Raw genomic sequence first — 13,340 nt, 5'->3', positions numbered from 1 at the left:
ACCCAAAAAGACCAACAACAGACATAAACAATACCAGATCGACTCATCTGGATAAAAAGATTATAAAAATATCAATGTCGCTGAGCGTTTCGCAATGTCGCCCGTCATATTAGCGTAATAACAGGGGGGCGAGATCATGGTTGGGCATTCTTTCGGATCGATGTTGGTGCGGACCAGCGTCGTCGCAATCGCCGCGGTGGCAGCGACGCCGCTCGCTGCACAGTCGGCGATGGTCCGCGTCGACGTCGCGCCGCAGCCGCTGGCCCAGGCACTGCAGACGCTGGCGCAGCAGGCCCGGGTCCAGGTCGTGTTCGATCAGGCGCGGGTCGGCACGCGCCGGTCGACCGCGCTGGCCGGGTCGATGACCGCCGCCGACGCGTTTCAGCGCCTGTTGCGCGACACCGGCCTTGCGGTCTCGCAGACCACGCAGGGCGTGTTCGTGGTGGCGGCGCAGGATAGCGCAGCCCCCGCCCCGCCCACCGGGTCGGCCCCCGTCACGCTCGACCCCACGTCCGAAACGCCAGCGCCGGCACCGGCGGACATCATGGTCACCGGCACGCGCATCACCCGGCCCAATCTGAAGTCGGCGAGCCCGATCACCAGCATCGGCGCCGCGGAGATCAAGGCGCAGGGCGCGGTCAATCTCGAGGAGGTGACGAACCGGCTGGGTCAGGTGCAGCCCGATGCGCAGCAGAATTATCAGCAGAGCAACGGCCAACAGCGCGGCGTCAAGCTGCGCGGGCTGGATTTCAACCGCACGCTGTCGCTGATCGACGGCCAGCGGATCGCCGGGACCGAATCCGTCGACACCAACCTGATCCCGGTCTCACTGGTCGAGCGCATCGACCTGCTGACCGGCGGCGCATCCTCGGTCTATGGCTCCGACGCGATCGCGGGCGTCGTGAACTATGTGATCCGACGCGATTTCGAAGGGCTGCAGCTGTCGGGCAATTACAGCTTCTACAATCACGACAACCGCGCCAACGCCTCGACACCCGTCGCCCAGCGCTACGGGATCGCCACGCCGACGGGGATGACCAACGATGGCGGCCGCGCGGATCTGAGCGCGACCTACGGTCACAACTTCCTCGACGACCGGCTGAATGTCTCGGTCTACGGCACCTACCGGACCGCGGACGGCATCTTCTTCCGTGACCGCGACGCGTCGGGCTGTCAGCTGCGCCGCGACACGGGCAACCCGCTCAGGGTCAACAACCTGATCTGCGGCGTGACCGCGGCGTCGCCCAACGGGACGCTGACGGCGAACGGCGTGAATTATTCGAACGTCACCGGCAGCCCCGGCGTCTTCGCGCCCGCATCGACGATTCCGGGCTATGCGAACCAGGCGGACCGCCTCGCGGCGCGTGGTTATGAGCGCTTCAACGGCGGCGGCTTCATCAACTTCAAGGCGTCGCCCGCGGCCGAGTTTTCGGCGGGCGTGATGTACCTTCGCGATACATCGGAGAACCTGCTCTACGGCCCCTATGTCCAGGGCAGCTACCGGGTGAACTGCGACAACCCGCTGATGTCCGCATCGCAGGCGCAGACGATCTGCGGCGCGAATGCCGGGACCGGCGCGTCGGCGCCGCTCGGTGTCCAATACGGCTTTCCGGGGCTGGCCGGCGACCGCGACAAGGAAAGCTTCAGGAACACGCAGACGCGCATCAACGCGTCGGTCCGCGGCGAGATCGCCGAGGGCTGGCGGTATGACGTCGGCGGCGTCTACAGCACGAGCCGGCAATTATGGGAGCCCGGCGGCAACCCGGTCGCCGCAAAGGTCAGCCGCGCGCTCGACGTTGTCAACGTGAACGGCGTGCCGACGTGCCGGTCGGTGGTCAACGGCACCGACCCCGCCTGCGTACCGCTCAACGTGTTCACCGCCAACAATCCCGGCAGCGCCGCGCTCAGCGACTATCTATTCGACGAGGGGCTCGGCGTGCAGGACCTGCGCGCGAAATTCTATGACGTGACCGCCAATCTGACGGCGGACTTCACCCGCTACGGCATCCGGTCGCCATTCGCCGAACAGGGCCTGGCGGTGGCGGTCGGCGGGGAATATCGCCGGCAGGAGGAGCGGACGACGCGCAACACCCGCTTCATCGAAGTCTATGGCGGCGTGCCCGACAGCCTGACCATGCAGGACGTCGTCGAGGGCAATGCCGAAGCCCAGCTGCCGCTGGTGCAGAACGTGCCGTTCTTCAAACTGCTGCAGGTCAATGGCGGCTATCGCCTGTCGAAATACAGCACCAATCCCCAGACCTTCAACACGTGGAAGATCGAGGCGGTCTATTCGCCGAGCGAGGACGTCACGTTCCGCGTCGGCCGGAACCGCGCCGCACGGGCGCCCGGCCTGAGGGAGGCCGATCAGGTCGTCGGCTATCAGAATGCAACGATCGTCGACCCCTGTGCCAGCGTCAACGGCGTCGCACCAAGGGCCAGCATCGAGGCGTGTCGCCTGACCGGATTGCCCGACGCGCAATATGGCAATGGTCTGGCCGCGGGTATTCCGGGCAGCCTGCGCTGCGTCGACGATGTCTGCCGCCAGCGCAACAACGGCACCCCGATCGATCCCGAGGACGCACAGACGCTGACCTATGGCCTGGTGCTGACGCCCCGGTTCCTGCCGCGGTTCAGCTTTTCGGTCGACCGGTACAAGATCCGCGTCGACAACGTGATCAGCTATCTGGGTGCGAGCTTTGCAGTCGATGGCTGCGTGATCACCGGCGACCCCTATTATTGCAGCCGGCTGGTGCGCGATCCGACGACCTATCAGCTGAACGGCACGGGCACGACGGCGGGCTATATCCAGGGCGGCAATCTGAACGCGTACCGGCTCTATGCGAGCGGCTATGACTTCCAGGCGCAATATTCGGCGCGGCTGGGCGGGACGGCGGGCAAGCTCGACTTCCTGATGAACGGCACGCTGACAACCGACCAGGGCGGCCAGGCCGCACCCGATCAGCCGCGGACCAATTGCGTCGGCTATTTCGGCGGATCCTGCCCGCAGCCGACACCGCGCTGGATCCACAATGTCCGCACCACCTATTCGAGCGACGACGGGATCTTCAGCGCGTCGGTCGCGTGGCGCTATATCGATGGCACGACCGCGGGTCAGAATGGCGGCCCGAATTCGACGCCGGCGACCGAGGTCTCCGACTTCACGCGGATCCCCGCCTATCATTATTTCGATCTGTCGCTGGGCGTGAACATCGCCAAGCGGATGACGCTGACCGCGGCGGTCAACAACATCTTCGACCGCCAGCAGCCGATCCTGACGAACACCTATGATTACGCCTTGTCGCGCGGGAACACGATTCCCCAGCGTTACGACACGCTGGGACGCCAGATCTCGATTTCGGCAACGACGCGCTTTTGATGCACGTGGTCCAAGGGGCGATCCGCCGGCGTCGGATGAGCCTTGTCATCGCGCCGTGCGTTACGGCCGCGCTGGTTACGGTCGGTCAGCCCGCAGTTGCCGGCCCCTCCCCGCTGCTGCCGCTGCCCGCGCATGCGACAACCGGTACGGGCAGCGTCCGCATCGACGACGGTGCGCGGATCGTCGTCCCTGCCGGCGACACGGGCGCTGCCAGTGCGGCGCGGCGCGCGGTCGAGATCGTCGCCCGGACGCGCGGCATCACGCTGAACGTGGCCGACCGCGGACCAGGGGCGATCAGTTTCGTGCGGCTGCCCGCGACAAATGGGGGGAGCAGCGAGCGATACCGGCTCGACGTGACGCCCGCGGGGATCCGCATCGCCGCGGCCACCGATACCGGGCTGTTCTATGGCGCGATGACGCTGGCGCAGATGCTGTCCCCCGACGCGCGGTTCGGGACGGGCGTCGCGGTCCCCGTCGTGGCGATCGACGATGCCCCGCGCTTCGCGTGGCGCGGGGTGATGCTGGACGTCGCGCGCCACATGCAGCCGATCGCATCGATCGAGCGGGTCATCGACATGATGGCGCAGCACAAGCTGAACCGCCTGCAGCTGCATCTGACCGATGACCAGGGCTGGCGGATCGAGATCAAGCGTCATCCCGAGCTGACGCGGATCAGCGCCTGGCGTGCCTCGTCCACGCCCAACGAGGGTGCGCCGGCGGACCGCTATGGCGGCTTCTACACGCAGGACCAGCTGCGCGCGCTGGTCGCCTATGCCGCGGCGCGCGCCGTGACGATCGTGCCGGAGATCGACCTGCCCGGCCACGCACAGGCAGCGGTCGCCGCCTATCCGCAGATCGGCGTGACGGGGGACCGGCCGCCGGTGTCGGGCGACTGGGGCATCAACCCCTATCTGTTCAACGTCGACGATCGCAGCATCGCGTTCGTCAAGCAGGTGCTCGACGAGGTCATGGCGATCTTCCCGTCGACCTATATCCATATCGGCGGCGACGAGGCGCTGAAGGAGCAGTGGCAGGCATCGGCCGCGGTCCAGGCGAAGATGCGCACGCTCGGCATCGCCGATGAAAAGGGCCTGCAGAGCTGGTTCGTCAGTCAGCTCGGCGCGCACCTCGCCAAGCGCGGGCGCCGCCTGATCGGCTGGGACGAGATCCTCGAGGGTGGGCTGCCACCGACCGCGTCGGTGATGTCATGGCGCGGCGAGGCGGGCGCGATCGAAGCGGCGAACATGGGGCACGACGTCGTGCTGTCGCCCGGCCCGGTCCTGTATCTCGACAATCTGCAAAGCGGGCGCGACGACGAGCCGCCGGGACGCATGGCGGTACAGACGCTCGCCGACGTCTATGCCTATGACCCCCTGCCCGCCGGGATTGCCGCAGCAAAGGCGCATCACGTGCTGGGGCCGCAGGCCAATCTGTGGGCCGAATATATGGTCACCCCCGCGCAGCGCGAACATGCGCTGTTTCCGCGCATGGCGGCGCTGGCGGAGATGGCCTGGTCGCCGCGCGCCGCGCGCGACTGGCCGGGCTTCCTCGTGCGGCTCGATCCCCAGCTCAACCGCTATCAGCGGCAGGGGATCGCCGCCGCGGACAGCGCCTTCGCGGTCGACTACACCGTGGTCGGCGGGGTCGGTCCGGCGGTGCGCGGCAAGACGGTCACGATCGGCATGGCGAACCAGGCCGGCTATGGCACGATCCGGTACACGACCGATGGCGCGGCGCCGTCATCGACCTCGCGCGCCTATGCACGACCGCTGAGCGTGGCGCCGGACACGGTGGTCCGCGCAGTGACGTTCGCACCCGACGGCCGCGCGCTCGCCGCCGTGCGCAGCTTCGATACCGCACCCGCCGCGCTGTTGACGCGGGCGAGTGCAAGCCTCGAAACCTGTGCCGGCGCGGGGATCCGGCTGCGCCTGCCGCTGACGCCGGATGCGACGGGCGGCGGGCCGGCGTACAGCATGAACATCTATGACGGCTGCTGGCTGTACCGCGCCGCGCCGCTCGGACAGGTCCGGGGCATCACGGTCTCGCTCGGCCGGCTGCCGCGCAACTTCGCGCTGCGCCAGCCGCAGCGCCAGATGGTCGCGTGGCGCTACAACCCGACATATTTCGGGACGCTGATGGTGCATGCGCGGACCTGCGACGGGCCCGCGCTGGCGATGGTGCCGCTGCCCGATCCGGCGACCACGCCGAACCGGTTCACGCTGACCGCGCCGCTGGCGGGCGGCACGACCGACACGGACCTGTGCCTGATCGTCGCGCCGCCGGTCGGTGGACCGCTCTACGGCGTCGACACGGTACGCTTTACGCTGAAGGACAATCGATGACCGATCCCCTGCGCCCATCGCGGCGCGACGCAATCGCCTTCACGGCCGGAACGCTTGGCGCAGCGATGGCCTTTCCTGGGAGTACGTTCGCGGCGACCACCGGTGCGGCGCTCGTGCCCTTCGGTGCCACGCCGTCGAAGCGGCAACTGGCGTGGCACCGGCTGGAACAGACCGCGTTCGTCCACTTCACGATCAATACCTTCACCGACCGCGAATGGGGCTATGGCGACGAGGATCCCGCGATCTTCGACCCCAAGCAGTTCGATGCCGACCAGATCGTGGCCGCGGCAAAGGCGGCGAACCTGCGCGGCCTGATCGTCACCGCCAAGCACCACGACGGCTTCTGCCTGTGGCCGAGCAAGTTCACGAAACACAGCATCGCGAGCAGCCCCTACAAGAACGGCAAGGGCGATATCGTCGGCGAACTGGCCGCCGCATGCCGGCGGCAGGGGCTGAAGTTCGGGATCTACCTGTCGCCCTGGGATCGCAACCATCCGGACTATGGCCGGCCCGAATACATCACCTTCTTCCGCAACCAGCTGCGCGAGCTGCTGACGCAATACGGGCCGATCTACGAGGTGTTCTTCGACGGCGCGAACGGCGGCGACGGCTATTATGGCGGCGCGCGCGAAGTGCGGAAGATCGACGCGGTCCCCTATTATGACTGGCCGTCGATCATCGCCTTCGTCCACGCGCTGCAGCCGATGGCCTGCACCTTCGATCCGGTCGGCGCGGACCTGCGCTGGGTCGGCAACGAGGAGGGCGAGGCCGGCGACCCGTGCTGGGCGACGATGGACGACAAGGGCTTCACCGAGGAAAAGGGCAATGCCGGCGTTCGCGGCGGTGCGATCTGGTGGCCGGCCGAGGCGGATGTCTCGACCCGCTATGGCTGGTTCTGGCACGCCTATGAGGACGGGCAGAGCCGCAGCCCCGCCAATCTGATGAAAATCTATTTCGAGACGGTCGGGCGCAGCGCCGGGCTGTTGCTCAACCTGGCCCCGGATACGCGTGGCCTGGTGACCGACGAGGATGTCGCGAACCTGACCGCGTTCGGCACGGCGATGCGCGCGATGTACGCCACCGACCTGAGCAAGGGTGCGATCGCCTCCGCGAGCAGCGTGCGCGCCGGGCATGACGCGGCGCTGGTGCTCGACGGCAATCCCGAGAGCTTCTGGGTCAGCGCCGATCGGGCGCCGGTCCCGACGCTGACGCTCGACCTGAAACAGCCAAGGCTGTTCGATGTCGTCAGGCTGGCGGAGCATCTCCCGCTCGGGTTGCGCGTCGACCGGTTCGCGATCGACGCTCAGGGCCCGACCGGCTGGACCGAAATCGCCAGCAAGCAGGGCATCGGATCGCAGCGGCTGATCAGACTCGACGCGCCGATCACCGCGCGGCGGGTCAGGCTGCGGATCACCGCAGCCGCCGCGGCGCCGGCGATCACCGAATTCGGCGTGTATCTCGCGCCCGTGCTGCTCGATCCGCCGCACATCGTCCGCGACCGCGAGGGCGTGGTCACGCTGACCAGCGATTCCCCCGGGCTGGCGATCGCCTACACCACCGACGGCAGCGCGCCGACGATCGCATCGCCGCGCTACACGGTGCCGTTCGCGATGCGCGATGCGGGGATCGTCCAGGCGATCAGCATCCACGCGGCCAAGGGTGCGGTCAGCAGCGTGGGGCGTCGCAACTTCGACATCCGCAAGAGCGACTGGAAGATCCTGCGGGCGAGCGCGCCGCTGGCCGAGCTGCTGATCGACGAGAAGAACCGCACCGACTGGGTCGCGCCGCTGACCGGTGCGGACGGCAAGCCCTGTTCGGTGACGATCGATCTCGGACGCAGCGTCGCGCTGCGCGGGTTCGTGCTGAAGCCCGGCTGGCACGCGCCGCAGGGGGCCGGCGACCCCGCCGCCTGGCGCGTACGCATCGGCGACGACCCGGGGCTGGCCGACGCGCCGCAGGAGGAAGGCGAATTCTCGAACATCGCTGCCAACCAGGCGCCGCAGCGCCTCGCCTTCGCGCGGCCGCACCGTGGCCGCTACATCGAGATCGCCTTCACCCGGACCGCCAAGGGCGAGACGCGGCTGGCCATCGCAGAGCTCGGGGTGCTGACGCAGTAGACCGGTCGCGGCGCGGCGTGTGATGGCGAGTAACCAAAAGCTAAGTCTTTGTTGTTTAACATAGCGCAATGTTCATATCGCTTACTGCGCGGATCGTCGCGATCGGCCTCATCGTGGTCCTGGCACTGGGGTCGCTAGCCGGGCTGCTCGCCGACGCCTCGTACCAGGCCAGCCAGAGCTTCCAATGGGCCGCCCATTCCGCGCAGGTCATCGAGACGACCGAGGCGGCGCTGAACGATCTGCGCGAGGCCGAATCGGGCCAGCGTGGGTTCGTCATCACGCGGGATCCGGCCTATGCGCGGTCCTTCGCCAAACGCCTGGACAGCGCCGCCCAGACCATCGCGCGGGTTGCGGGCCAGACCCGCGACAACCCGCGCCAGCATGCCCGTGCGCGGGAAATGGCATTGCTGATGAAGGAGCGGTCCGCCTTTCTGCGCCAGCCGCTCGACCTTGCCCGCCGGGGCAATTTCGCGGGAGCGGTCACGATCATCGCCAGCGGCCGTGGTCGCGACCTGATGGATGCGATCAGCGTGCGCGGGGAGGCCTTTCTCGAAGAGGAACGCGCGTTGCAGACCACGCGGCAGGATGCGGCGGCGCAGCGCCTGCGCCGCGGCAAGCGGCTTGCCATCTTCGGCGCGATCGCCGTCGCGCTGATCGTCATCGGCGGCTTTACCTTGCTGGTGCAAGGTATCCGCCGCCCGCTGGAAACCATGTTGCGCGCGATGACCGCGCTGGGCAGCGGGGACGAGCAGACGCGGATCGATACCGCGATGGGATCGCGCGAATTCAACCGCCTCGCGATCGGCTATAATGCGATGGCCGACCGGCTGGAGGGCGCGGTTTCCGATCGGGGCACGAGCGAGCGCCAGCTGCAGGTCGTCAACGCCGAGCTCGAGCGCAATACCAAGACGCTGCGCGAACGCGGCGACGTGATCGAGCTGCTCGGCGGCATGGCGCATCGCATGCAGGCCGCGCGCACCGACGACGAGCTGGCCCAGATCATCCGGGTGTTCGTACCGCAGGTCCTGCCCGATATTCCCGGCGCGCTGTACGCGCACAACAACTCGCGCAATTGCCTGGTCCCGGTCGCCAGCTGGGGAGACATCGTCGTGCCGGACGACGGCTTCGCGCCGGAGCGATGCTGGGCACTGCGCCGTGGCCAGAGCCATTCGGTCGTGGATCCGCGCCGCGACATCGTCTGCGCGCATGTCGCCGAGGGCGAGGTCTATCACTGCGAACCGCTGCTCGCGGGCGGCGAGGTCATCGGCGTGCTCTATCTGCGCGGCCGGATCGAGGCCGAGAACCGCTTCCGGATGAACGTGCTGACCGAGAACATCGCGTCGGCGCTGGTGAACCACCGCCTGCAGCGGTCGCTGCGCGAACAGACGATCCGCGATCCGCTGACCAGCCTGTTCAACCGCCGCTACATGGAGGAGGCGCTCAAGCTGGAGATCGCCCGCGCCTCGCGGTCGGGCAATCCGCTCAGCCTGGTCATGTGCGACGTCGATCACTTCAAGCGGTTCAACGACGAGTTCGGTCACGACGCGGGGGACGCGGTGCTCCAGCAGGTCGCGGCCGAGATGCGCAGCCGGTTCCGCGACGGCGATGTCGTCTGTCGATTCGGCGGCGAGGAGTTCACCATCATCGCGCCGGGCACGACCGCCGAGGCGCTGGCCAAGCGAGTCGATATCGTCCGGCAGGCGATCGCCGAGATCGCCGTCCGCCACGGCAACCGCGCGCTGGGATCGACCAGCATGTCGTTCGGCATCGCGACCTGGACGGACATCATGGACCGGGAGGGCGCGACGCTGATCCAGGCGGCGGACATGGCGCTGTATCAATCCAAGCGCGACGGCCGCAACCGCGCGACGATCAGCGCGCTCGCGGCCTGATCGGGGCGCTCCGGAGATCGATATCCTCCGCCGTACCGGGCGGTGTCAGAAGAGCTTGCGCAGCCCCACCCTGACGGACCGGCCGACCGGATCGATATACGCCGCCTGGAACCGGTTCGGCGTCCGCCCGAGCCGGTCGCGAACCGCGATACGGTCGTTGAGCAGGTTTTCGACCGTCAGCTGCAGCGTCATGTTGCTTGCCCAGGGACGTTTGACGATCTGGTCGACCTTGAGCGAGCTATAGGGCACCAGCCAGGTACGGCCTGAAAAGCGCAGATCCGACGCCGCCAGGTCGCTGCGGATCCGGGTCGGCCCCTGCAGACGGCCGTACACGCCGATGCTCGCAGCCCCGAGCGATCCGCTGAGGTTCAGCTCGGTTTCCCAGCGCGGTCGTCCGCCGGTGCCGGTCAGCGTGTCGCCATCGAGGAGATCGAGTGCCGGCCCCCCGCTCCGCAACGACAGGCGATCGTCGAGCCGCCACGTCGTGGTCATCGACATGTTGAGGTGCGGCCGGGGCCGGGGTGGCGCCGGCGGTGGCACATCCTTCGCGGCGATGCCGACGGGCGGCGTCAGCGGCGCAGGTGCACGCCCGATCGGCGTCGACAGGCTGATCGTCGCCTGCATCTTCGTTTCGCGTTCGCGGGCGATGTTGACCGGCCGCAGGTCGGCGCTGACGAGTTGTCCTGTCGCATCACGCTGGAACGCCCCGGCAAATGCGGTCTGGAAGGCCTGGGTGGCGCTGCCCAGCGTCGCAGTCTGATTGTCGATGCGCGTCTGGAGATAATTGAGCGTGAGCCGCAGATCGCGGGCCTTGATCGGCGACACGGCGACACCCAGCGTGACGAGCCGCCGGCGTTCTGGGTCGAGCGCGGGATTGCCGCCGGCGATCGTCGTGACGAGCACGCTGGTGCCGGTGGTGAAATCGAAAAACGGCGTGTTCGGGGTGGTCACCGTCGGGTTGGTCAGCAGCGCGATTGCCGGCGGGGTCTGCGCGGCATTGACCGAGGCGATCAGCTGGACCGGCCGCACCGGCGACCATGTCAGGCCGTAGTTGGAACTGAGCAGCCGGCCGTAATCGGACACGTCCGAGACGCCGACCATGCCGTTGACCGACAGCTGTCCGAGAAACGCGAGAACGTCCTGATTGGCAGAGGCGATCGGCAGATCCGCGTTGACGCTGGCCCCACCCGTGGTGCGCGTCAGATCGAGCGTCGTGTCGCGCAAGCCCGGCAGGCTGCCCGAACTGCTCGACCGGGCATAATCCCCCGAGAGCGTGATCTGCGCGTCGCCGGCCGGCAACCGGACCAGCGGGCCGTTCGCGACCGCTTTTGTCAGCAATGTGCCGGTAACGGTCCGGCTGCGATCGGCCAGCCGAAGCGCCGCCGCCTCGGGACTTACGCGCACCAACGGATCGCCCCCCGCATCGATCGCGGCCTGCAGATCGTCGATCGGCACGCCGCGTTCGGACCGCGCCACCCCCTGCACCCGGTCATAGCTGGTCGTGACGTTCCACCCCCAGCGCCGGATACTGCCCTGGACCATGCCAGATCCATGCAGCGTCAGGCTGGTGCTCCGCTGCTGGAGCACCGCATCGGGCAGGTAGCGATAGAGCAGGACATCGTCCGCAAAGGGCAGCGCGCCGCGTCCCCCCGGCACACTCAACAGCGCGGGCGCCAGGCCGTTCACGCCGATGTTACGCTGCGCCTCCATCGACAGGTTGAGCGATCCGCTCATCGTCCGCCCGATCGGCGCCGCGAGCGTTCCGTCGACCGAAATCCTGTCGCTGCGCTGCTGGAGAGAGCGATAACGCCCGATATCGGTGACCGCGGGTGCGCCGGCGCCGGCGGCATAGCCCGCCAGAGTGTCGCGCCCCGCCGGGTCGTCCGGCACGGCGGCGATCGTGACTGGGGCCCCGACGAGCGCGTCGAGCGCGGGATCGATACTGGCCCCGCCTATTCCCGTAACGGTGCCGCCAAGCGCATAGAGCGTGTCCGGATCGGGCAGGATCGCGCGTTCGCTCTGCAGGATCGGGTTGAGCCGAAGATGCGACAGCGTCAGCGTCGCGCGGCGCGGCCCGTCGATCCGCGCGGCGGTCACCTCGGCATAGCTTGTCTCGCCCCCGCCTTCGGTCGTGACACCCGTGGCCTGCTGGTAGGTGACCGCGCGAAACCGCTTCTTGGTGATGAAGTTCATCACCCGGACGGTGGCCGGAAACCCGAAGCGTGCGGCCTCGGACTCGGGCAGGACCTCGATCTTCTCCATCGCCTCCTGCGGCAGGCTGTAGAGTTCGTTCATGCTCGACATGCGTCGACCATTGAGCAGATAGACCGGATCGCCGCCGCTCGCCGACGTCGTCAGTGGTTTTAGGCGTTCGAGCAGCGTCTTGAGATCGGTCGCACCCAGCGACTGGATCCCGGCCTGATCGAGGGTCGCGGTCGGATCGATCGCCCCGACCGCGCTGCCCGCGCTCCGCTGGCCCGTGATGACGATGTCGTCGCCCGACGCCGATGCCGGCATGGGGATCGCCTGCGTCGATCCGGCCGCGGGACAGACCACGCCGCCCCCAAGGCAGACGAGCATCGACGGGTACAGGCGGACCGGTGCGTGAACCCTCACGAACGGCGGATCGGGATGGCGGGGGTATCGATCATCGTCACACTCTCACGCAGCGGGCGACATCGAGTGGAGCGGTATTATATGTCGGGAATAGGGCGGCTTGCGAAAGCAGGCAGGGCAGAATGCCTGAAGGCAGCGCGGTCACGCCGCGGAGCGGGTCGGCAGGACGCGATCCGGCGCATCGCCGGCATGGGATGACGCAAGACTATTGCCTATCGTCCGGGCCGGATTACGCTTCGTAACCGGAGCGCGAGACTGCGAGTCGGAGATCGATGGTCGCGCGCTGCTGCAGGTCTATCCGAGGTGATCCGCTATGGCCGTCAGGGACAAGGCTTCGATCGATACCCAGCATGCCGTTATCGTCGTGATCCGGGGCGATCCGGTCCCCGACGCCGCGATCCCGACGATCGAACTGGATCTCGCGAAATTTCAGAGCGGTCGCTGGGCGTTGCAGCTCGACGCGGCATTTGCCCGGCGCGAGGAGCCGGCGGTGATCCTGGCGCAGGGGGTCGCGTGTCTTGCGGTCGCGTGGTGGGCGCAATTGTCGCCGCGCAGCTATCTGCAGGCGATCGAGGGCGCGGTCCTGCTGTCGCCGCTGTCGGTCGGCTTCGGTCAGGAGGCGATCGCGGCGGCGGCGCGTCCCGGGCCCGCCACCCGCCTGCCCTTCCCGTCGGTCGTCGCCTGTGCCCCGGGTCCGTTCATCGACCGGGTGCTGGCGCTGGCCGACCGCTGGGGCAGTCATTTCGTCGAGCGCGGATCGATCGCCGCACCGGCGCCGACGACGCGCAACGCCACCCCGACCGAGGATGAGGCAAGGCTGATCGCGCTGCTCCCGCTGCTCGAGCACCGGGTGCCGGGCGATGCGTTCACGCCCGGCCCCCGCCCCGCGCGGCGCCTCCGCCGACCCGCCTCGATCGACTGAGCGCGCCTGCCGTCGGCGCTGCGCCGCGAGGCCCGCCCCTCCCCACCCTCCCGGTCGGCATCGTCGCCACGCTGA

Annotated in this window: 6 protein-coding genes; 5 read left to right on the top strand and 1 reads right to left on the bottom strand. The window is 68.1% G+C overall.

Translation table 11 applies throughout. The features are described 5' to 3' along the window. The first annotated feature begins 136 nt into the window (after nucleotides 1-136). The 4 genes from IFT54_RS07435 to IFT54_RS07420 all read left to right on the top strand — a co-directional run bounded on the left by IFT54_RS07435 (nucleotide 137) and on the right by IFT54_RS07420 (nucleotide 9,727). Nucleotides 137-3,376 (top strand): TonB-dependent receptor, encoded by a 3,240-nt coding sequence (locus IFT54_RS07435; protein ID WP_192070093.1) that lies wholly within the window; start codon nucleotides 137-139, stop codon nucleotides 3,374-3,376. Nucleotides 3,377-3,411: 35 nt separating this feature from the next. Continuing rightward, nucleotides 3,412-5,718 carry a beta-N-acetylhexosaminidase gene (locus IFT54_RS07430; RefSeq protein ID WP_197984587.1) on the top strand — a complete coding sequence of 769 codons (2,307 nt, stop codon included), beginning with the start codon at nucleotides 3,412-3,414 and terminating at the stop codon, nucleotides 5,716-5,718. Next, complete coding sequence (locus tag IFT54_RS07425; protein WP_197984586.1) at nucleotides 5,715-7,835, top strand: alpha-L-fucosidase; 2,121 nt, start codon at nucleotides 5,715-5,717, stop codon at nucleotides 7,833-7,835. Before IFT54_RS07430 ends, IFT54_RS07425 begins: the two co-directional genes overlap by 4 nt. Nucleotides 7,836-7,903: 68 nt before the next feature. Then, nucleotides 7,904-9,727 (top strand): diguanylate cyclase, encoded by a 1,824-nt coding sequence (locus tag IFT54_RS07420; protein WP_192070091.1) that lies wholly within the window; start codon nucleotides 7,904-7,906, stop codon nucleotides 9,725-9,727. 45 nt (nucleotides 9,728-9,772) lie between these two features. On the opposite strand, the gene IFT54_RS07415 is transcribed toward IFT54_RS07420, so the two are convergent. Continuing rightward, nucleotides 9,773-12,343, bottom strand: coding sequence for a TonB-dependent receptor domain-containing protein (locus IFT54_RS07415; RefSeq protein ID WP_342354784.1), 2,571 nt, complete (start codon nucleotides 12,341-12,343; stop codon nucleotides 9,773-9,775). A 313-nt stretch (nucleotides 12,344-12,656) separates the two neighbouring features. On the opposite strand from IFT54_RS07415, the gene IFT54_RS07410 reads away from it, so the two are divergent. Continuing rightward, nucleotides 12,657-13,265, top strand: a complete 609-nt coding sequence (locus tag IFT54_RS07410; RefSeq protein WP_192070090.1) for an alpha/beta hydrolase — start codon at nucleotides 12,657-12,659, stop codon at nucleotides 13,263-13,265. The last annotated feature ends 75 nt before the right edge of the window (nucleotides 13,266-13,340 follow it).

The sequence above is a fragment of the Sphingomonas sp. CFBP 13714 genome, from assembly GCF_014842205.1.
GTDB classification, from domain to species: domain Bacteria; phylum Pseudomonadota; class Alphaproteobacteria; order Sphingomonadales; family Sphingomonadaceae; genus Sphingomonas; species Sphingomonas aerolata.
The sequence above is the reverse complement of the archived record's forward strand: the minus strand, read 5'-3'. Positions and strand labels throughout refer to the sequence as shown.